Genomic DNA, 20253 nt, shown 5'->3' with positions numbered 1-20253 from the left:
GATGTTCGAATTGTCCCTATTCAAGAGACAGTCATTCCCTGGACTGCGTCTTCTGGTTCTTAAGGCCTGACAGTAAAGTTGATTCATCGCAAAGAGGCACTTGAGCCCCAAGGAGACATAGCATGATCACTGTCCGTAACGCTGAAGAACGTGGCCACGCCAACCATGGCTGGTTGAAGTCGTCTCATACCTTTTCATTCGCGGACTACCACGACCCTGAGGAGCGTGGCTTTTCTGATCTTCTGGTCATCAACGACGACCGGGTGATCGCAGGCAAAGGTTTCGGCCAGCACCCTCACCGTGACATGGAGATCTTTTCTTATGTACTCGAGGGCGCTCTGGCGCATGAAGACACGCTGGGTACTGGATCGGTCATCACACCCGGTGATGTGCAATTGATGAGTGCAGGCAGTGGAGTCGCTCACAGTGAGTTCAACCACAGCACGTCACAACCGGTTCATTTTCTGCAAATCTGGATCGTGCCCAATGTACGTGGCGCGGCGCCTCGTTATCAGCAGCAGCACTTCAGCGATGATGAAAAGCGCGGCAAACTCCGGCTGATCATTTCGCCCGATGGCCAGCAGGGTTCGCTCCAGGTTCGCCAGGATGCGCGTGTCTATGCGGGCCTCTTCGACGGTGACGAGCAGGCGACCCTGACGCTGGCTGACAACCGTCATGCCTATGTGCACGTGGCACGTGGGGGCATCGAGGTGAACGGCCAGCCGCTTCGTGAAGGCGACGGTGTTCGCATGAGAAAAGAGCAGGTCATCGAGCTTTCCAACGGGCGTGATGCAGAAGTGCTCGTGTTCGACCTGCGACCCCATGAGTTGCCCCGCATGCCTTGACCCATGCAGCCGGATGACGGTCCTGCCTCTCCTCGCAAAGCGGGCGCAGAGCAGGCCGCCTGGCTGAATCAGGGACTGCCGACCTGGCACTCGTCCCGTCGAGACGTCTACCCAAGAACCGATTCGGGCCGGCCGATGCTGGCTGGAGGCTCGTGCGCGCGCTCCAGGCGGGCATGACCCAGCCATGACGACCCGGAATACCGACCTGTATCCACCCCACTTTGTCAAAGGCAGCAATGGAATGAGCACATCCACCTCTGGCGCTTGGAGCCCCTTGCGCAATACCACCTTCCGCATGTTATGGATCGCAACGATTGCCTCCAACATCGGTACCTGGATGCACGAAGTCGGCGCTGGATGGTTGATGACCACCCTTTCAGCCAGCCCGCTGCATGTTGCATTGATTCAAGTGGCAGGCTCGCTACCCATGTTCTTCCTGGCCCTTCCAGCCGGAGCCGCTGCTGACATTGTCGATAAACGACGTTACCTGCTGCTCGTGCAGCTCTGGATGTCGGCAGTCGCCGTGACCCTGGCAAGCCTCACGCTGCTAGGGCTGATGAACGTGCCCTTGCTTCTGGTGCTTACGTTGGCGTTGGGCATGGGGACGGCGTTGATGATGCCGGCGTGGAGCGCCCTGACACCTGAGCTGGTCGGGAAGGAGGATCTGTCGAATGCGGTGGCCATCTCGAGTGTCGGCATAAACGTCTCGCGAGCGATCGGCCCTGCCTTGGCAGGTGTGGTGGTCAGCCTGGTAGGCCCGTGGCTGACATTCGCACTCAACGCCGTTTCGTTTGCGGGTGTCATCCTAGTGCTGTTCATGTGGAAGCGCGAGGTGAAGGAACCGCTCTTGCCTGCCGAGCGCTTCATCGGCGCAATACGTACGGGGATGCGATTTGCGAGAAGCTCCAAGCCACTTCAAGCCGTACTGATTCGTGCACTGGCCTTCTTCCTGTTTGCCAGCGCGGGTACTTCATTGCTGCCCTTGATCGTGCGAAGCGAGATGCAGGGGACCGCAGCCGATTTCGGGTTGTTGCTCGCCGCAATAGGCATTGGCGCTGTAGGGGGCGCAACGCTTCTGCCTGCCTTGCGTGAACGGATCAGTCGAGACCGTTTGGTCATGATCGCCAGCCTGTTGTATGCCATGTTCCTGCTTGTGCTCGCATCGGTCCGCAGTTTCTATGTGCTGCTGCCGGCGATGCTGATGGGTGGGGCCGCTTGGATCGCGGTGCTGTCCAACATGCAGGTTGCCGCTCAGACGTCGGTGCCGGCGTGGGTACGAGCCCGAGCACTGTCGGTGTACATTCTGGTCTTCTTCGGTTCCATGGCGGGCGGCGGCCTTCTGTGGGGGACTGTGGCGAGCCATGCCTCGATCACGCTGAGCCTGCTGTTGGCTGCTGGCGGCCTTGCCCTGGCGACCCTCGCCACCTGCAGGGTGGCGCTCCCTGAAACGGAAGCTGAAGAACTCGTGCCCTCGCTGCACTGGCCCGCGCCCGTGCTCAGCGATGACCTGGATCAGGAACGTGGCCCTGTCATGGTGACGGTCGAGTACCATATCGATCCGGCTCAGGCAGAGGCGTTCACACAGGCGGCTCGAGAGCTGGAAGCCATGCGCAAGCGAAACGGTGCCTTGTCCTGGGGATTGATGCAGGACAGCGCGGAGCCCAGTGTGTGGCAGGAATTTTTCTTCGAAGAGTCCTGGCTCGAGCACCTGCGTCATCACCATCGGGTGACCCACGGTGAGTTGAGCATCGAAGCGCGGGTGCGCACATTCCAGAGCGAAGGCGTACCTGTGAAAATTCGTCATCTGTTGGCTGGAACACACATCCATCATCGGTCTGGCGAGCATTGAACCGCCACGGTGTGGGCAATCCACACGAATCGTGCGGCCCTGGGCAACGTACCTGACACCATTGGCATTGCTCCTCGGCACCGAGCCTTCAAGGGCTCACTGCCGGGGAGGGTGATCGGCATCTAGCACACCGTTACAAGACCCCAGCCCTGGCAATCGCGCAGAGTTCAGGCTCATTCCACCCGGAGCCACCATGATCCGCGTACCTCACGGACCAGGCCGCATCCTGCTCGCAACGCTGACCTGTTGCCCGCTTTTCAGCCAAGCCGACGAAGCGGGCTGGTCGCTGCTCACGCGTCACTACTTCTTGCACAGCGACTTCCGCTCACCGTCCGGGAGCGGCCAGAATTATCGCCAAGAATGGGCGCAGGGCTTCATCGGCGATATCCACTCAGGGTTTACCAAAGGCCCCATTGGCGTCGGTATCGATGCCCACGGGTTCATCGGTTTCAAGCTGGACGGGGGGCGTGGCCATGCCGGTGCCGGGCTGCTGCCGCGCGACAGCGATAACCGTGCAGCGTCCGAGTATTCCAGCGCAGGCGCCGCACTCAAGCTACGCCTGGGCAACACGCGACTGCGCTACGGCGAGATGATGGTGGAAACCCCGGTGTTCGATACAGGTGACAAACGTCTGCACCCTGAATATGCCACGGGCTGGCTTCTGGAGAATGCAGACCTGCCCGACTGGCGTTTTCAGGCAGGCCGTTTCACCGCCTTCAACAACCAGGACAACAGTTCGACCCACGATGACTTCAGCGGCTATGGCGCGACGACGCATGATCGGGCGATCAGCCTGGCCGGCGCTACATTCGCGTCGAAGGGGTCATTCGCGGGGGCGCTGTACGCCGGGGTGCTGGACGATACATGGCGTCAGGTCTACCTCAACCTGAACAGGGCTGAGGGCCATTGGCGCTTGGATGGCAACCTCTACCAGACCCGTGATACCGGCAAGGCCAGTGCAGGCGCAATCGATACCCTGGCGTACAGCGTGCTGTCCAGCTTCAGCTTCGGTGCCCAGGCGCTGAGCGTGGCCTACCAGAAGGTCGAGGGCAAGACGCCCTTCGACTTTGTCGGAGGCGATGCCATCTACCTGGCCAATTCGATCAAGTATGCTGACTTCAATGGTCCAGGGGAGCGTTCATGGCAGCTACGCTATGACCTCAACTTCACGACGCTCGGTGTGCCCGGCTTGAGCCTGATGGGGCGATACGTCAGCGGTCGCGGTATCGACGGGACACGTGCGCCAGCTGGCGGGGCCTATGTCGGCCAGCAAGGTCAGGGTGGCAAGCACTGGGAGCGCGATATCGACCTGAAGTATGTCATCCAGTCAGGCGCGGCAAAGGATCTCAGCCTGGCGTTCTCCCATGTCAGTCACCGAGCCAATCAAGCCCAGGCGGGTGGCGACATCGACCGTATCTACCTGATCATCGAGTACCCCCTTGCAGGTAGATTCTGACGTCATGGTCTCGGCGTACGGTCCTGCGTGCTGCAGTCGAGGCAGAACCAAGAAAAGGGGCCATCGCGGCCCCTTTCTTTCGACCGTCACATCAGCTTAGAAAGCAAAGCACGAACAGCCCAGCGCTCCCCAGAATCCTTGGTAGTCATTCACCGGCACACTCGACTTGCGCGCCTTGTCATGGCTATGCGCATGCACGCCGCACGGTCCCGAACACTGGTGCACGGTGGCTGCCAGCGACGGCGTGCCCACGCGCCAGTGCCCCGGCACCTTGGCCACCGGGGACCACTCCGGCAGTACAGGCACCTGGGGTGGGCCGAGGCGATCGAATTCGCCCGCCGCATACACCACCTTGCCGTCGACGACGGTCAGCACGGATTCGATGCCCTTGATCGCTTCTTCTTCGACACTGAAGAAGTCCAGCGACAACGCTGCCAGATCGGCCAGTTGGCCCACCTTGATCTGGCCTTTCTTGCCTTGCTCGCTGGAGAACCAGGCGCTGCCCTGGGTGAACAGCTGCAGTGCGGTATCGCGGTCCAGGCCTTCCGGATACAGCGCCATGCCCCCCACGGTCCTGCCGCTGACCAGCCAGTACAGCGAAGTCCACGGGTTGTAGCTGGAGACGCGGGTGGCATCGGTGCCCGCACCTACCGGCACGCCCATGTCGAGCATGCGCTTGATCGGCGGCGTCTGTTCGGCGGCCTTGGCGCCGTAGCGGTCGACGAAGTACTCACCCTGGAAGGCCATGCGGTCCTGGATGGCGATACCGCCGCCCAGCGCACGGACACGCTCGATGTTCTGCGGGGTGATGGTTTCGGCATGGTCGAAGAACCACGGCAGGCCGTTGAACGGGATGTCGCGGTTGACCTTCTCGAACACGTCGAGCATGCGCGTGATCGATTCGTTGTAGGTGGCGTGCAGGCGGAACGGCCAGCGCTGCTCCACCAGGTGGCGCACTACGGGTTCCAGCTCTTCTTCCATGGTCTGCGGCAGGTCCGGGCGCGGCTCGAGGAAGTCCTCGAAGTCGGCGGCCGAGAACACCAGCATCTCGCCAGCGCCGTTATGGCGCAGGAAGTCGGTGCCGCTGTGCAGCTTGACGCTGGAGGTCCACGTGCGGAAGTCGTCCAGTTCTTCCTTGGGCTTCTGGGTGAACAGGTTGTAAGCGATGCGGACGGTCAGTTGATCGTTGTCGGCCAGCTCCTGGATCACCGAGTAGTCATCGGGGAAGTTCTGGTAACCGCCGCCGGCGTCGATGGCACTGGTCAGGCCCAGGCGGTTCAGCTCGCGCATGAACTGGCGGGTGGAGTTGACCTGGTATTCCAGCGGCAGCTTCGGCCCCTTGGCCAGGGTAGCGTAGAGAATCATCGCGTTCGGGCGAGCGATCAGCATGCCGGTCGGGTTGCCGAACTTGTCACGCTGGATCTCTCCACCGGGCGGGTTCGGTGTGGTCTTGTCGTAGCCGACGGCCTTGAGCGCAGCGCGGTTGAGCAGCGCGCGGTCGTACAGGTGCAGCAGGAACACCGGGGTATCAGGGGCGGCCTGGTTGATTTCTTCCAGGGTCGGCATGCGTTTTTCGGCGAACTGGAATTCATTCCAGCCACCGACCACGCGTACCCACTGCGGGGTCGGGGTGCGGGCGGCCTGGTCCTTGAGCATGCGCAGGGCATCGGCCACCGACGGTACGCCTTCCCAACGCAGTTCAAGGTTGTAGTTCAGGCCGCCGCGGATCAGGTGCAGGTGCGAGTCGTTCAGGCCCGGGATCACCGTGCGCTGCTTGAGGTCGATGATCTGCGTGGCGCTGCCCTTGTGGGCCATGGCCTCGGCGTCGCTGCCCACGGCCACGAAGCGGCCGTCCTTGATGGCGACGGCGGTGGCGGTGGGCTTTTCGCGGTCAACGGTGTGCAGTTTGCCGTTGAACAGAATCAGGTCGGCGGTCATGTAACCTCCTTGGATGGATGCGTGAGCGGAACCGGCCTGGCCGGTGAAAGGCAATGCAGACCAAAGCGCGCCAGCGGCACCCAGCACAGTGCTGGCGGCGAGGAACTGGCGACGGGTCTTGTCGTTGTGATCCTGAGGCATGTTCAATTCCGTGTGAGGGCGGCGGCGACAGGTGTCACTGCAGAGCATGCCAGCTGAAACAGGCCGAGGATTGGACGGATGTGCGGTGGGCTGTTGCTCCGCCGCGTGGCTGCGGGACGCGTGTGAAGAACGGGACCGGTCGCGGTGCGCGGGCTGGCAGTCTTGCGTCATCTGCACAAGTCCATTGCGTGACACACGTATTCCGATAACGCCACGTCCTACCTAGGCTTGCTCCTGAGCGTTCTCATCCTGTGCGGAGATGTCCCCATGTCAGCGAGCAGTCCAGAAGCAGTGACTTCAACGTCGGCGCATGCCGACGCAACACCAACGCTATCCAAGGCCTTGGTGACCTTTCTTGCCTTTTGTTGTGGGGCCATAGTCGCCAACCTCTACTATGCGCAGCCAATCGTCGAACTCATCGCCCCACGCATTGGCCTGTCTCCTGAACACGCCAGCCTGGTCGTTGCGTTGACCCAGTTCGGGTATGCCGCCGGCCTGCTGTTCCTGGTGCCTTTGGCCGATCTGATGGAAAACAAACGCCTGGTGATCGGCTTCACCTTGGTCGTCGCTGTGTTTCTGACAGCAGCAGGCCTGGCCGAGTCGCCTTCGCTATTTTTGATCGCGTCGCTGATGATAGGGCTGACCTCCGTCGCCGTGCAGATCCTGGTGCCACTGGCCGCGCACATGGCGCCTGAAAACAGCCGTGGCCGGGTGGTGGGCAACATCATGAGTGGCTTGCTGATCGGAATCCTGCTGGCTCGCCCCGTGTCCAGCCTGATGTCGGCGTACATGGGCTGGAGAGGGGTGTTCTTTAGTGCCGCCGTGTTGATGGTCGTGATTGCTGCGCTGGTGACGGTACTGCTGCCTGCGCGCATGCCGAACCATCACACCACCTATGGTCGCCTGATTGGCTCTGTCTTCGGACTGGCCAGGCAGTATGCCGTTCTGCGGGAGCGCTCGTTGTACCAGGGGTTGCTGTTCGCAAGCTTCAGTTTCTTCTGGACTGTCGTTCCGATCGAGTTGATTCGTCATCATGGTTTCAGTCAGAACGGGGTGGCGCTGTTCGCCCTGGTCGGTGCCGTGGGTGCCATTGCGGCGCCGATCGCTGGCCGCCTGGCCGATGCCGGTCATGGCAACGTGAGCACGCTGGTCGCCTTGGCATTGGCACCGGCAGCCATGCTGGTCGGCGCAGTGCCCGGCCTGGGTTACCTGGGACTGGTTGCAGCTGCGATAGCCCTGGACTTCGCCGTGCAACTGAACATGGTCCTCGGCCAGCGCGAGGTCTATGCCCTGGACCCCAACAGTCGGGCACGCCTGAACGCAGTGTTCATGACCAGTATCTTCGTCGGTGGAGCAGTGGGTTCTATGGTCGCCAGTCCGCTCTACGAGCGACTGGGCTGGACCACGACCCTGTGCTCGGCTGCAGTGATCCCTGCCTTGGCACTTATGGTGTATCTGGCAAAGCACATGGGCAAGCGCTGAACCACACACCCGTCCATGCTCAAGGCCAGTCCACCTGGCTATGATCCACACTGTCTGAAACCCCGAGTGGTGAACACATCCGCTCGCCTCATGGACCTTCAACAGAGTCGGACCTATGGATAAATTGCTTGCCCTGAACATGTTCGTGGAGACCGTGCGTTGCGGCGGCTACTCCGCCGCGGCACGAAAGCTCGGCGTGGCGACCTCGTCCGTGGCGCGCCAGGTGGCAGCTTTGGAGTCGGAGCTAGGCACAACGCTGATCACTCGCAGCACACGGCGAAACAGCCCCACCGACCTGGGCCAAGCCTATTTCGATAAGGCCGTGGCCCTGCTGGATGCCCTGGCCGCGGCTGACAGCATGGTGTCCGATAGGGGAAGTGAAGCGAAAGGCAAGCTCCGCGTCAGCGTCCCGGTGGAGTTCGGACGGCGCTTGATCGCGCCCCACCTTGGGCGATTGCTTGCAGCCCATCCGGCGCTGGAGGTGAGCCTGAGTCTCAGTGATGAGAGAGTCGACCTGTACAAAGACCGGATCGACCTGAGCGTACGCCTGGGGTCGACGGTCTCCAGCGAAGAAGTCATCTGCAACACCATCGGCCATTTCCAACGCTGGCTGGTGGCCAGCCCGGCCTACCTGAAGCAGTGTGGAACCCCGACACGGCCAGGCGAGCTCGCAGACCATGCGTGCATGCGTTTCGACTACGGGGAATCACGGTCGGACTGGCACTTCGACGTCGATGGCCAGACCGTATCGGTTTCGGTCCAGGGGCGTGTGCAGAGCAACAACGCAGACGTTCTCAGGCAAGCGGCAGTCGCAGGGCAGGGCATAGCGCTGCTGGCGGACTGGCTGGTGGCGGAGGATGTTCAACAGGGACGACTCACCCGTGTGCTACCCGACCATGAGGTGAATCCGGGGTCGGTGAACACGTCGATCAATATCATCTATTTGCCCATCAACCGTGAGTCCACACGGCGCAAGGCCTTTACGACATTCATGAAAGCGTTGCTGGAAGTTGTAGAGCGTCATGCGTAACACTTCGGGAGGGATGAGCGATTGTCTCTTTTATTGAAACAGACAAGTCAAACTTAGGGTAATTGTGCGGTCAAGTTGTACCAATCAGAATGATCCCCATGCCGCAGACAACGCCATTCGCACCGTGCGGAGTCTGTTTGATACGTCATGTTTTCAATCATTCTGAAGAGACTGCAACCATGTCCAAATACGAACTGCTGAACCCGACCAACTCCGCGCTGATTTTGATCGATCATCAACCCCAAATGGCGTTTGGTGTTCAGTCCATCGACCGTCAGACATTGAAAAACAATACGGTCGGCCTGGCCAAGGCCGCCAAGATCTTCAACGTTCCGACCCTTTACACCTCGGTCGAAACCGAAAGTTTCAGCGGTTATATTTGGCCAGAACTGTTGGCGGTGAACCCAGGTGCGCAGCCCATCGAGCGCACCTCCATGAACAGCTGGGAAGACGCCAAGCTGGTCGAGGCGGTGAACGCCACTGGCCGCAAGAAACTGATCATGGCGGCACTGTGGACCGAAGTCTGTCTGACCTTCCCGGCGCTGCAAGCCATGGAAGCCGGTTACGAGGTGTACATCGTCACCGATGCCTCGGGCGGTACCACCCAGGAAGCCCATGACATGTCGGTGCAGCGCATGATTCAGGCCGGCGCCATTCCGGTGACCTGGCAGCAAGTGCTGCTCGAATACCAGCGTGACTGGGCGCACAAGGACACCTACCAACCGGTCATGGACCTGGTCCGGGAGCACAGTGGTGCCTATGGCATGGGGGTCGATTACGCCTACACCATGGTGCACAAGGCCCCTCCACGTCAGGTGTCCTGACTGCCAGGCGTGAACCGTCGGCCTGAGTGCGATCGCGGCTCAGGTTGACGGCTTCGCGCTGACTCGCCGCACCCTGCCTTCAGCGATCCGACGACAGCCGAGCCCAGAAGAGGTGCCGCCATGAGTCCAGTTGAAAGCTTTGCAGTGGATCACCCGTTGCTGCTACTCGCACTGAACGTTTTCGGCGATCAGATGGGCTTGCCCATTCCGTCCTACCCCTCGCTGGTCCTTGCCGGAGCGTTTGCCAGTCAGCATGGAGCACCTGATCCCGTGCTCGTCGTTCTGATGGCTTTGGTCGTTTGTCTGCTTGCTGATTGCATCTGGTACTTCATGGGTGCCCGATTTGGCGATGCCCTGACGCGCAGGATTTGCAGAAGCTTTCCGAAAATGAGTGCTGCCTTTGCTCAAGGACGCAAGGCCTACCTGCGCCATGGGCCCATGGTGCTGATCTTCGCCAAGTTCGTCCCTGGCGCAGGCGCGGTTTCCACGCTGCTGGCTGGACAACTGGGCATGCCCAAATCGCATTTTGTGGCCTACAGCCTGTTGAGTTCACTGCTCTGGTGCAACAGTGCTCTCGCGCTCGGTGCCGGCTTCGGTGGGCCGATCGTGTATGTCTTCGACAGCATGAAGGACTACCTGGTGCTCGGATTGGCGAGTGTCGGTGTCGGCGCCCTAGGGTTGCTGGCATTCAAAGTCGCGCGCACTGCGCTGAAGCAGGCGATACGGCGCCCGATCATCAAATAGCTGTCGAGGGCCTCACGCTCGACATGAACATGGCGGCCCATCGCTGCAGGGCGATGAGGCATCCAAGAACTTTCAACCTTCAGGTACAAGGATTCGCGACATGGTCATTTCAGACAACCCACACAGACCAAGTACCTTGGCTGAACGCTCGGTCCCACTCGGCCTGTTGTTCTTGCGCGTGTCTGCCGCGGCGCTGCTGCTCCAGATTCACGGCCTCCCCAAACTGCTCAACTGGAGCACCGAACTGCAGCGGATCGAAGATCCATTTGGCTTGGGGCCGACGCTGACGCTGGCCATGGCGGTGTTCGCTGAAGTGGTCTGTCCCCTGTTGCTGGTCTTTGGCGTGTTCGCACGACTGGCCTGCCTGCCTGTGCTCGCCGTGCTCGGGGTTGCGCTGGTGGTGGTGCATCCGGAATGGACGTTGGAGGAGGCCCAGTTCGCTTGGCTGCTCATCGTGCTGTATGCAGGCCTGGCCATTACCGGCCCCGGCGCCTGGGTGATCAGGATGCCTGCGCGCTTTGCAATGCGCCGTCTCGACCGGTGCCTTTCCAGTAAACATCACCTCGCTCCATGACAGCGGCTGGCGGATCGAATGTCTCGAACGGACCATGAACACTCCTGCCTCCGACATTCGCCTGGGTGGCGAGCTCGATCGTGACAGCGAACGACTCCAGGCCTCGTTGAATTGTCCCTTTTGAAGCGACAGTGAAACCCTGTTGGGCGGCTTTTTCCCATCTGCCCATCTCTTTAATCTACGAACAAGTCGCAGCGATGGCCCTGAAGGCCAGGCAAGACGCCCACTACTCTTACGTGCAAGGAAAAGGATTCGCTCATGAACATTGTCCACAAGACCCTCACCGCCTCGCTGCTCGCGCTGTCCGTGTCCAGCGCCTTCGCCGCCGGCAGCCCAGGCGTCGAGCAGCACACGCAGGCCTTCCTCGAGGCGCTGGAAAAAGGGGGTGGCAAGCCGCTCGAACAGCTCAGCCCGAAAGACGCCCGCGCCGTGTTGACCGGGGCCCAGGCTTCGGTGAAGGTCGACCTTTCCGGTATCGAGGTCAAGGAACGCACCATCCAGGCCAACGGCCAGTCGATCAAGCTGCAGGTGGTGCGCCCGGCCAACGTCAAAGGCAAGCTGCCCGTGTTCATGTTCTTCCACGGCGGCGGCTGGGTACTCGGCGACTTCCCGACCCATCAGCGGCTGATTCGCGATCTGGTGGTCGGCTCCGGCGCGGTGGCTGTCTATGTCGACTATACCCCGTCGCCAGAAGCCCAGTACCCGACGGCGATCGACCAGGCCTATGCCGCCACTCAGTGGGTCGCCGAGCACGGCAGCGAGATCGATGTCGACGGCAAGCGCCTGGCTGTAGCCGGCAACAGCGTCGGCGGCAACATGGCCGCCGTGGTGGCGCTCAAGGCCAAGGAAGCCGGTACGCCCACGTTGCGCTTCCAGCTGCTGTTGTGGCCGGTGACCGATGCCAGCTTCGAGACCGGTTCGTACACGCAGTTCGCCGAGGGGCACTTCCTCACCACCGGCATGATGAAGTGGTTCTGGGACAACTACACCACCGATGCCATGGCACGGCAACAGATCTACGCCTCGCCGCTGCGGGCCAGCACCGAACAGCTCAAGGGGCTGCCGCCGGCGCTGGTGCAGACGGCCGAGTTCGATGTGTTGCGTGATGAAGGTGAGGCGTATGCCCGCAAGTTGAACGCGGCTGGCGTGACCGTGACGTCGGTGCGGTACAACGGGATGATCCACGACTACGGCCTGCTCAATCCGCTGAGCCAGGTGCCGGCGGTCAAGGTCGCCCTGCGCCAGGCGGCGGCCGAGCTGAAGGCAAACCTGCAATGACATGAGGCCACCTTGTGGCAGAGCGCTGAGGGTTCTGCCTTGTCTGGATCGAGGGTTTTCGCCCTTGATCTCTACCACGAGGCAGGGTCTTCAGTGGTCCGTCAGGCAATCTCGGCAATGCCTCCGTATCCGACTGCCATCAAGCGGTTGCGGTCTCGGAAATCCGCAGTTCTGCAGCGAGGAAGTCCAGAAACGCTCGCGTCTTCAAGGGCACTCGACGCGCCGTCGGATAAACGGCATTGATCGAGATCGGTGGCGCCTCCCATTCGTTCAAGACTTGAATCAACCGTCCCTCAGCCAAGGCCTGTTCGACGATGAAAAGAGGCAGCAAGGCAATGCCCATGTCGGCCTCGGCTGCCTGTGCAAGCAGGTCGCCGTTATTCGCATGCAGAGGCCCCGTCACATGCACCCGCTGTGTGTCTTTGCCGTTGCTCAATTGCAAGCTGGCCCCGCTCTGGAGGTAGCCGTAGTTCAGACAGTGGTGAGACGCAAGATCCTTGGGCGTTTCCGGTACCCCGTGCTGCGCCAGGTAGCCCGGTGACGCGACCAATACCCTGGGCGCCGGGGAAAGATGGCGGGCGACGAGCGACGAATCGGCAAGACTCGCAATGCGGATCGTGACATCGAATCCTCCCTTGATGGGGTCGACCTGCTGATCGCTCAAGACAAGCTGCAGCTCCACCTTGGGATAGAGCGCATGAAACCGAGGCAGCAACGGGCCCAGGCGGCATTGCCCAAAGGACATGGGTGCGTTTACACGCAGTACGCCCTGAACTTCAGCCAAGCCACTGCGTGCCCGCTGCTCTGCTTCTTCAAGCGACGCCACGACTTCTCGGCACGCTTCGTAGTACTCACAACCGGCCTCCGTAAGGTGCAGGCTTCGCGTTGTACGGTGCAGCAGCTGAACGCCAAGCGCCTCCTCCAGCGCTTGGACCTGCTTGCTCACTTTCGAGCGTGGCACGTGCAGAGTCCTGGCCGCCGCAGCAAATCCGCTTGCGTCGACGGTAGCGATGAACGTACGCATGCATTCGATTCGATCCACAAAATTGTCCCTTTATTTGAATCACTGATTCTTGTTTTTACTCTGCACCCATCCCGTACGACTCCGTTCTTGATCGACCTCCCGCCACACATGCCTGGCTTTTCCGACGCCCCAGACCAGGGAAGCCGGTGACCTGGCAGCACGTGCCGTTCGAGTGCCCGCGTGACCATCGTTCATGTGCATTGCAGCACCGGGCTTTGATGATGGAAGCCATCTGCAGAGGACGGCTCAGTGCCGGGTAACCTTCATGGCTTCACCGACTGCGTCGAGCAGCGTTTCTTCGGTGAAGGGCTTGGACAAACAAGCAACGGCCCCCTGACGCATCGATTCCGACAGGGCGCCATTGTCCCAGTGTGCGGACATGCAGATCACCGGCAATGGGTTATCCAGGCGAATGAGCGCCTTTTGCACGTCCGAGCCAGACAGGCCCTGCATTTTCAAATCCAGCAAGGCGCACCCTGCTACGCGCGCGTGGGGCGAGGCAAGGAAGTCTTCTCCTGAGGCGAACGACAAAGTGTCAAAGCCTGCAGAGCGCAATAAGTTCGACAGGCTTCTTCGTACAGAAGCGTCATCATCGACAATGCAGACGACAATCAACGCTGACGCGGTCGGACTGAATGCTTTGCACTCAGAGTCTCTATTCATGCAGGTTCCTGATGCTCAGGAGGGCGGCTCACGGTGATCGTGTTGTACATCGACGCCAACTCGATGAGTGACCTCGATTGCATCTTTAACATGATGTTCTTTTTATGGGCCTTCGCGGTGACTTCGCGGGTGCCCAGTGCGTTGGAGATTTCTTTATGCGTCAGGCCGTTCACCACGAGTGAATACACCTCTCTTTCACGGCTTGTCAGCCGGGCGTACTTCTCGCTCACCCGTTTCATGTCCAGCCAGGCATCACCGCTCTCTATGGCCTTCTCGCGTACACTGGCCAATACGTCGAGGAGTTGTTCATCCTGAAATGGCTTGGTCAGGAATTCCTCGGCGCCTGCCTTCATGGCCTGGACGGTCATCTGAATCGTACCGTTGCCGGTCATGAAGATGATGGGCCAGGGCGCCTCCATGTTCCTCAAGGCCTCTTGCAGATCCAGGCCACTCTTCGTCGGCAAGTTGATGTCGAGCAAGAGGCAGGCGTACGGAGTTTCCCATTGGGTGTTCAGAAACGCTTCAGCAGATTCGAACAGTGCATGGGGGATACCTTCGGCACGCAGCAAGCGCGACAAGGCATTTCTGATCGAGGCATCGTCATCGATCACGAACACCCGGACGGCAGAGGCGTCCACGGAGGACACCGTATCTTGGCGCAGCATGATTTGGTTTCGAGGCGGTGGCGTCTGGTCGAGCTCAATGTCAGCAGACAGGCGATACCCGCGTCGCGGCACGGTGTGTATCAACGCCTGTGGAAAGAAGGCCTTACGCAGCGAGGAGATCTGCACCTGGAGATTGTTTTCTTCAACGACAGTGTCAGGCCACACCTGATTGATCAGCTCATCCTTCGCAACGATCCGGCCTTGCGCACGAATCAGCACGGCCAGGATGTCAAATGCACGGCCGCCGATACGGACCGGACGATCGTCTAGGAAAACCTCTCGGCGTTCCAGGGAAATTGTCGCGTTGCCTAATCGGATCATGATGTTCTCAACCGGTTTGATTGACCGACGTCGGCCGGAGCAAGGCCACGCGACCGTAATCGCTCTCGTGTCTTAAGACAAGTATGCCGTGGGATAGGGCGAGTTTATGAAGTGCCCTCTGCCCTTATAACTTCCGCCTTAGTGTAAACATCCTCTGGGGCACATGACGGTCATCAGGGGACCTCATTCAGCCAAACCCGCCGGGGTCATCCTGCAACTTCCACGCCTTGCGTATACTCGATCGCGGAACGAAATGAAGGGTTCATGAAGGGTGGCACGATGCTAGAAAACCGTCTTCCTCCTATGCTTTCGCGCAAAGAAACACTGTTGGGTGAAGCCTGGCTGAATCGATGCCGTGTTTCGCTTCGACGACATGAGGGAGAACTTACGTATTGCGGCCTGTTTGATCCAGACACGTCAAAGACCTGGATAGCCGCACGTGCCCCGATTGAATCGCCTGCCGCTTGCCAGCGGCTCGAGCGAGATTACCGTATCCGGCTCGAGCCCGAGTGGGCCATCCTGCCGGTGGGGTTCGTCCGTTCTGCAGAGGGACCCTTGATGATCTATCCGCCCTCCAGCGGCCTGAGCTTCATGGACCTGATCAGCGCCGGTGGCGTACCCCACGAGCGTTTTCTCCGCTTGGCCTCCAATGCTTCGAAATCACTGGCGCTTGCTCACGACAAGGGGGTCACGCACGGTGCTCTGCAAGCTCAGCATATTGTCGTAGGGGATCACGACTCGGTCAGGCTCAGCTGTTTCAGGGCCGACACGCTGGAGCTGATCAACCTGGAAAGCGCCACCTCGGACCACTGGAACTACCTGGCTCCAGAGCAAGTGTGTCCCCATGGGTCCTTGACGGATCACAGGAGCGACATCTATGCGCTGGGTGCAGCGCTGTACCACTTGCTGGTGGGTGAGTTACCTCTGGAGGGACGGGACAAATCGCATTGGCGACAACTGCATGCAGGCGTGCAGGCCAGGCCACCTGTCGAGCTCAAGGCTGGCGTTCCTTCCATGGTCAGCGACATCCTGCTCAAGGCGTTGGCCAAGGAACCTAACGCACGGTATCAGTCGGCCAAGGCCTTGGCCGTGGACTTCGAGCACTGCCTGCGTCAATGGTCGGGAGACTTGCCTACTGCCCCGTTCGTCCTGGGAACTGCGGATGTCACCTCGATGGGCGGCGAGGTCCTGTTTGGTCGTGGTGAGGAGCAGGCGAAGGTCGAAAGCATCCTGAGGGTCCTGCGACGCGACAGTGCTCCACGCGTTCTCACCGTTTCCGGCCCTGCCGGTAGCGGGAAGTCTTCGTTGGTGACCTCGTCGCTACGCGCGCACACGGAAAGCTACTGGGCCGCGGGAAAGTGCAATACCTCTGACCAGGCGATTCCGTATGGTCCATGGAGAGAAATCCTGGAATCCCTGGCCACCCAACTGCTGGTCAAAAACAGCAGTGACCTGGATTCGATCAGCGCTGACCTCGCGGGGCGCCTCAAAGGCCGTGGCAAGTTGCTTGCGAAGCTGGCGCCTTACTTGAAACTCATCATTGGCCCGATGGCCGAATTCCCTGAAAAGCCTACGCGCCTTGCTCTTGAAAGAGAAAACAGAGCGATCCTCGATTTTCTGGCGTTCTTTGGCACGCCCGGCAAACCCTTGGTGATCTTCCTCGATGACATGCAGTGGGCCGATGACGCGACCCATTGCTTGCTGAGAGAGTATCTTGCCCGGCCTCTGCGTAATACGCTTCTGGTACTGGCCTTGCGCACAGAAGACCAGAAGGCATCGCAGGCGGTGGACTCGAGCCTCCTGCCAGTGGACACGTGCTCGGCGCTGTCCTATCACCTGTCACTGCCTCCACTTTCGGTAGAGGCGGTGAAAGCGCTGATTGCTCAACGATTCCATGCCCCAGGCGAAAGCGTTGTCGAAGTCGCCAGGCACGTTCACGAGAAAACCGCCGGCAACCCCTTCTTCATCAACCAGATCTTGAAGGTGATGATCGAAGACAAGCTGGTCGAATTCGACAGCCATCAGATGGGCTGGACGTGGTCGCTGGAAGCAGTCGCGCAGCATCGCTATGCCGACAACGTGGCCGACCTCATGATCCAGCGATTGCGGCGACTGCCGCCCATGCAGCATGAGATCCTTCGGCTGATCGCTGCCGTGGGAGGAAAGTGCGACGAGGCACTGCTGGCTGCATTGGTCGACCTTGATCCGGCGCTGTTGAACACCCGACTTCAAAGCCTGAGCAGTGCCGGTTTCATTTCATTGACGCCGGGGGGAATTCTCTTTACCCACGACCGCGTGCTTGAAGCCGCATACGATTTGACGCCGCCTGCGCAGCGGCCGAAGCAGCACGCTGAAATCGCGCTCAGCATGCACAGACTGTGGCGGGATGCGCTTGCTCAGGCCACCTTCGAAATCGCCAACCAGGTGCATCTGTCGGAAAAAGGCGCGTATCAGCCAGAACAGGCCGAGGACTTTCTCACGCTGCTGCTTGAAGCCGCTGCGCGAGCGCGTGATACCGCGGCCTTCGAACAGGCGGCGGGTTATCTCGTCTCGGCCGAACACGTACAGCAGTCGAGCAACTGCGACGATCTTCGCGCCAAGTTCTCGTTCGCGATCATGTATCAAGCCGCTGAATGCGACATGCAGTTGTCGGAGATGATCAAGGCGGAACACAAGATTGCAGAATGCATGCGCCGGGCGGGCAACAGGATCGAGCGCGCCCGGGGGCATAAACTCAAAGCCAAGCTTCTCACGCTGCGCTCGGAGTATGAACCTGCAATCGACGAAGCGCTCGAGGGGCTTGCCGGCCTTGGGATCACGATGCGCCGCGGTGTGCTCCCCGACCTGGTGGCCGCTGAGCACGTCAAGCTTCAGACGCTGATCGACACGCGTGGATTGTTTGGCCTGGAGTCTCTACCGAGAATCGCAGATCCAGAAGCCGAGGTGGCCATCGAGCTTCTCGCGACGCTCGGTGCGTCCTTCTTCGTCGAGGACGACATCCGATTCCTGCACCTTGCCAAGATCGTTGAGCTGTCACTGCAATACGGCATTGCACCTGGCAGTACGTACGGCCTGTCCTGGTACGGCGTCATGATCGCAGAGCGGTTCGGTGCGTATCACGACGGTTATTCGTGTTGTCTGGTCGCCCTCAAGCTGATCGAACGCTATGGGTTCGAAGCTGACCTCACGGGTACCCTGGTTGCGCTGGATCAGGTCAGCGCCTGGACGGCTCCGATGGAGTACGCCAAACAGAAAGCGTCCGAGGCCTTCGAGACGGGGCACCTCAGCGGCGACTTGGCAATGGCCTGTTACGCATGCAATCACCTGGTGTCCGATTCATTGATCATGGGCGAGCACCTGCAGGAGGTCGCCAAGGTGATCGGTCGCGGCCTCAAGGTGGTTCGACAGTACGCTTACGCCGACGTCGAGACCATTCTGGTCGCACAGGAGCGTTTTGTTCAGGACCTTTCCGAAGGCTATTCGCCTAGGCCGATGGTTGAGTCGGACTGCGCCGAAACTGCGCTTTATGAGGCGGGGCACGCAGCCGCCCGCTCCAAGACCACGCTTTTCTTCAGCTCGCTCTACGCGGGGATGTCGGCCTTCTACCTTGGGCACATTCCTTACGCTGTGCGTCGGTTCCGAGCCGCCCAAACCGTGACATGGTCAGCTCCGGCGCACATCAACCTTTCCGACTTCTACCTGTTTTACAGTCTGGCCTTGGGTAGCCCTGAAGCACCCGGCACCACGGAGTCGAAACTCGAGACGCTGCATGAGAACCGTGAACGTTTCGCCCGCTGGGCAGCCCTGAACCCTGTCACGTTCCGCAATAAGCTTTTGCTGATCGAAGGTGTCATCGCCAAGCTAAACGGTGATGGGCTTGTGGCGATTCGCTGCTTTGACCAGGCTCAAATTGCAGCGGCCGCCGCCGGCTTCCTCCATGAGCAGGCGCTTGCCCATGAGCAGCTCGCTGAAGTGTGCATTCCTAGCGGTCTGATTTCCGGTGCGAACCTGCACCTTCGCGTCGCTCGGGACTGCTTCCACATATGGGGGGCTAATGGAAAGGTTCGACAACTGGAGACGCTACACCCTTTCCTGCGCATCCAGCCCGTTCAAGAAACCTTCAGGAGTGCTTCCCAGGCCCACTTGGATCTGAAGGTCGGTATTGAGGCCGCCCGAGCGCTTTCGGAAGAAGTGCTCCTGGAACGGCTCATCGAGACGCTGATGAGCCATCTGATGCAGCACTCCGGCGCTGACCATGGCGCATTGCTGATTGTGAGCGGCGCGGAATTTCAGATGGCTGCGCTTGCCGACATCGAGGATGACGGTCTCAAGGTCACGATGGAGAACTGTCAGAAATTCTTGACCCAGGCTCCGGTGTCCGTCCTGAACGCTACCATGCGGACCAAGACCAATCTGGTGTTGCATGATGCGCTGTTGGAGTGTCCCGATGCATTCAGAAGTGAACTGCAGCAGCGAAACGCCCGTTCGGTTCTTTGCTTGCCGCTGATCAAGCAAGGGGTGTTGATTGGATTGGTTTACCTGGAAAACCGACGGGTACCTGGTCTGTTCGGGTCTCAGCGCCTGGCCATGCTCGAAATTCTCGCTTCTCAAGCCGCAGTGTCGCTCCAGGCTGCGAAATTCTTCACACGGCTGGCAGAAGATAACCAGATCAAGGCCCAGATGGAGGAGGCGCTCAGGCGCTCTCGTGCAGAGCTGGCGCGTAGCGCTCACATGCAAGTGATGGGTGAACTCTCGGCCTCCATTGCCCATGAGATCAGCCAGCCGCTACTGGGCATAGCCTCGAATGCTGCCGCAAGCCTGCGGTGGCTGAAACGCGGCACACCCAACCTGGACGAGGCCATCGCAGGCCTGGAAGACATCCGCGCCGACAGTGAAAGAGCTGCAGGTATCGTCCGGGCACTCCGTTCGCTCGCCAAGCAAACGAACGCTCAGCAGAAGATGACATGCCTGGATGATGTGATACGTGAGGTGATCCGACTGACGACTTCAGAGGTCGTCAGACAGGGAGTAAAGCTCGATACCCACCTCGATGCGCCTGACCCCATCATGATCGACCAGGTCCAGGTTCAGCAATTGATCTACAACCTCATAAACAACGGGCTGGAAGCCTTGTCAGGCTTCAGGACGGACGATGGGACGCTGCGCATCACGTCGCGCACGCTGGACGATGGGGTCGAGGTGAGCGTCGACGATAATGGTCCTGGCATTCCTGCTGATGAGCGGGAGAACATCTTTGGTGCGTTCTACACCACCAAGGATCATGGTCTTGGAATGGGACTGGCCATCTGCAATTCGGTGGTACGCGCGCATGGCGGTAGCTTGCAGGCAGAGCATTCGCCCTGTGGCGGATGCCGGATTCGCTTCACGCTGCCGCGTGGCAATCCGGGATGATTCATTG

At 60.2% G+C, this 20253-nt stretch carries 14 protein-coding genes; 10 read left to right on the top strand and 4 right to left on the bottom strand.

The genetic code is table 11. The annotated features are described in order from the left end of the window. Positions 1-122: 122 nt before the first annotated feature. The 3 genes from APT63_16900 (at position 123) to APT63_16890 (ending at position 4150) form a co-directional block, all read left to right on the top strand. On the top strand, positions 123-845 hold the full coding sequence (locus tag APT63_16900) for a quercetin 2,3-dioxygenase (GenBank protein AMA47166.1): 723 nt from the start codon (positions 123-125) through the stop codon (positions 843-845). Positions 846-1086: 241 nt separating this feature from the next. Beyond that, positions 1087-2694 (top strand): MFS transporter, encoded by a 1608-nt coding sequence (locus tag APT63_16895; protein ID AMA47931.1) that lies wholly within the window; start codon positions 1087-1089, stop codon positions 2692-2694. A gap of 193 nt (positions 2695-2887) precedes the next feature. Then, positions 2888-4150: a hypothetical protein gene (locus tag APT63_16890; protein ID AMA47165.1), complete on the top strand. Its 1263-nt coding sequence runs from the start codon at positions 2888-2890 to the stop codon at positions 4148-4150. Positions 4151-4246: 96 nt separating this feature from the next. On the opposite strand, the gene APT63_16885 is transcribed toward APT63_16890, so the two are convergent. Next, positions 4247-6088 carry an amidohydrolase gene (locus tag APT63_16885; GenBank protein ID AMA47164.1) on the bottom strand — a complete coding sequence of 614 codons (1842 nt, stop codon included), beginning with the start codon at positions 6086-6088 and terminating at the stop codon, positions 4247-4249. A gap of 408 nt (positions 6089-6496) precedes the next feature. Between APT63_16885 and APT63_16880 the strand changes: the two genes are divergently transcribed. From APT63_16880 to APT63_16855, 6 genes are all read left to right on the top strand, one after another. Then, positions 6497-7711: an MFS transporter gene (locus tag APT63_16880; protein ID AMA47163.1), complete on the top strand. Its 1215-nt coding sequence runs from the start codon at positions 6497-6499 to the stop codon at positions 7709-7711. A 115-nt stretch (positions 7712-7826) separates the two neighbouring features. After that, positions 7827-8741: a LysR family transcriptional regulator gene (locus APT63_16875; GenBank protein ID AMA47162.1), complete on the top strand. Its 915-nt coding sequence runs from the start codon at positions 7827-7829 to the stop codon at positions 8739-8741. A 179-nt stretch (positions 8742-8920) separates the two neighbouring features. Continuing rightward, positions 8921-9565, top strand: coding sequence for a hydrolase (locus tag APT63_16870; protein AMA47161.1), 645 nt, complete (start codon positions 8921-8923; stop codon positions 9563-9565). A gap of 120 nt (positions 9566-9685) precedes the next feature. Next, the gene (locus APT63_16865; GenBank protein ID AMA47160.1) at positions 9686-10309 is read left to right on the top strand and encodes a hypothetical protein; all 624 of its coding nucleotides are present in this window, start codon (positions 9686-9688) and stop codon (positions 10307-10309) included. Between the two features lie 100 nt (positions 10310-10409). Next, on the top strand, positions 10410-10883 hold the full coding sequence (locus APT63_16860; GenBank protein AMA47159.1) for a LysR family transcriptional regulator: 474 nt from the start codon (positions 10410-10412) through the stop codon (positions 10881-10883). A gap of 258 nt (positions 10884-11141) precedes the next feature. Beyond that, on the top strand, positions 11142-12161 hold the full coding sequence (locus APT63_16855) for an alpha/beta hydrolase (GenBank protein AMA47158.1): 1020 nt from the start codon (positions 11142-11144) through the stop codon (positions 12159-12161). Positions 12162-12300: 139 nt separating this feature from the next. Here APT63_16855 and APT63_16850 read toward each other — a convergent pair whose 3' ends face one another. The 3 genes from APT63_16850 to APT63_16840 all read right to left on the bottom strand — a co-directional run bounded on the left by APT63_16850 (position 12301) and on the right by APT63_16840 (position 14834). Then, entirely contained in the window at positions 12301-13203 is a 903-nt protein-coding gene (locus APT63_16850) for a LysR family transcriptional regulator (GenBank protein AMA47157.1), read from the bottom strand. Positions 13204-13431: 228 nt separating this feature from the next. After that, positions 13432-13848 carry a two-component system response regulator gene (locus APT63_16845; GenBank protein AMA47156.1) on the bottom strand — a complete coding sequence of 139 codons (417 nt, stop codon included), beginning with the start codon at positions 13846-13848 and terminating at the stop codon, positions 13432-13434. Further along, positions 13845-14834, bottom strand: a complete 990-nt coding sequence (locus APT63_16840; GenBank protein ID AMA47155.1) for a LuxR family transcriptional regulator — start codon at positions 14832-14834, stop codon at positions 13845-13847. The genes APT63_16845 and APT63_16840 overlap by 4 nt, the downstream gene beginning before the upstream one ends. 279 nt (positions 14835-15113) lie before the next feature. Here APT63_16840 and APT63_16835 point away from each other — a divergent pair, with 279 nt between their 5' ends. Beyond that, on the top strand, positions 15114-20246 hold the full coding sequence (locus APT63_16835) for a histidine kinase (GenBank protein ID AMA47930.1): 5133 nt from the start codon (positions 15114-15116) through the stop codon (positions 20244-20246). Positions 20247-20253 lie beyond the last annotated feature (7 nt).

Origin of the sequence: Pseudomonas monteilii (genome assembly GCA_001534745.1) — a bacterium.
In the GTDB taxonomy this organism is placed as follows: Bacteria; Pseudomonadota; Gammaproteobacteria; order Pseudomonadales; family Pseudomonadaceae; genus Aquipseudomonas; species Aquipseudomonas alabamensis.
This window is presented reverse-complemented; position numbering and strand designations above follow the sequence as displayed.

What these genes read in the sequence shown, in the direction of transcription:
- APT63_16835 (AMA47930.1), top strand. Translation starts at nt 15,114, where the DNA reads ATGCTAGAAAACCGTCTTCCTCCTATGCTTTCGCGCAAAGAAACACTG.
- APT63_16900 (AMA47166.1), top strand. Translation starts at nt 123, where the DNA reads ATGATCACTGTCCGTAACGCTGAAGAACGTGGCCACGCCAACCATGGC.
- APT63_16885 (AMA47164.1), bottom strand. Translation starts at nt 6,088, where the DNA reads ATGACCGCCGACCTGATTCTGTTCAACGGCAAACTGCACACCGTTGAC.
- APT63_16890 (AMA47165.1), top strand. Translation starts at nt 2,888, where the DNA reads ATGATCCGCGTACCTCACGGACCAGGCCGCATCCTGCTCGCAACGCTG.
- APT63_16865 (AMA47160.1), top strand. Translation starts at nt 9,686, where the DNA reads ATGAGTCCAGTTGAAAGCTTTGCAGTGGATCACCCGTTGCTGCTACTC.
- APT63_16895 (AMA47931.1), top strand. Translation starts at nt 1,087, where the DNA reads ATGAGCACATCCACCTCTGGCGCTTGGAGCCCCTTGCGCAATACCACC.
- APT63_16880 (AMA47163.1), top strand. Translation starts at nt 6,497, where the DNA reads ATGTCAGCGAGCAGTCCAGAAGCAGTGACTTCAACGTCGGCGCATGCC.
- APT63_16870 (AMA47161.1), top strand. Translation starts at nt 8,921, where the DNA reads ATGTCCAAATACGAACTGCTGAACCCGACCAACTCCGCGCTGATTTTG.
- APT63_16875 (AMA47162.1), top strand. Translation starts at nt 7,827, where the DNA reads ATGGATAAATTGCTTGCCCTGAACATGTTCGTGGAGACCGTGCGTTGC.
- APT63_16845 (AMA47156.1), bottom strand. Translation starts at nt 13,848, where the DNA reads ATGAATAGAGACTCTGAGTGCAAAGCATTCAGTCCGACCGCGTCAGCG.
- APT63_16855 (AMA47158.1), top strand. Translation starts at nt 11,142, where the DNA reads ATGAACATTGTCCACAAGACCCTCACCGCCTCGCTGCTCGCGCTGTCC.
- APT63_16840 (AMA47155.1), bottom strand. Translation starts at nt 14,834, where the DNA reads ATGATCCGATTAGGCAACGCGACAATTTCCCTGGAACGCCGAGAGGTT.
- APT63_16860 (AMA47159.1), top strand. Translation starts at nt 10,410, where the DNA reads ATGGTCATTTCAGACAACCCACACAGACCAAGTACCTTGGCTGAACGC.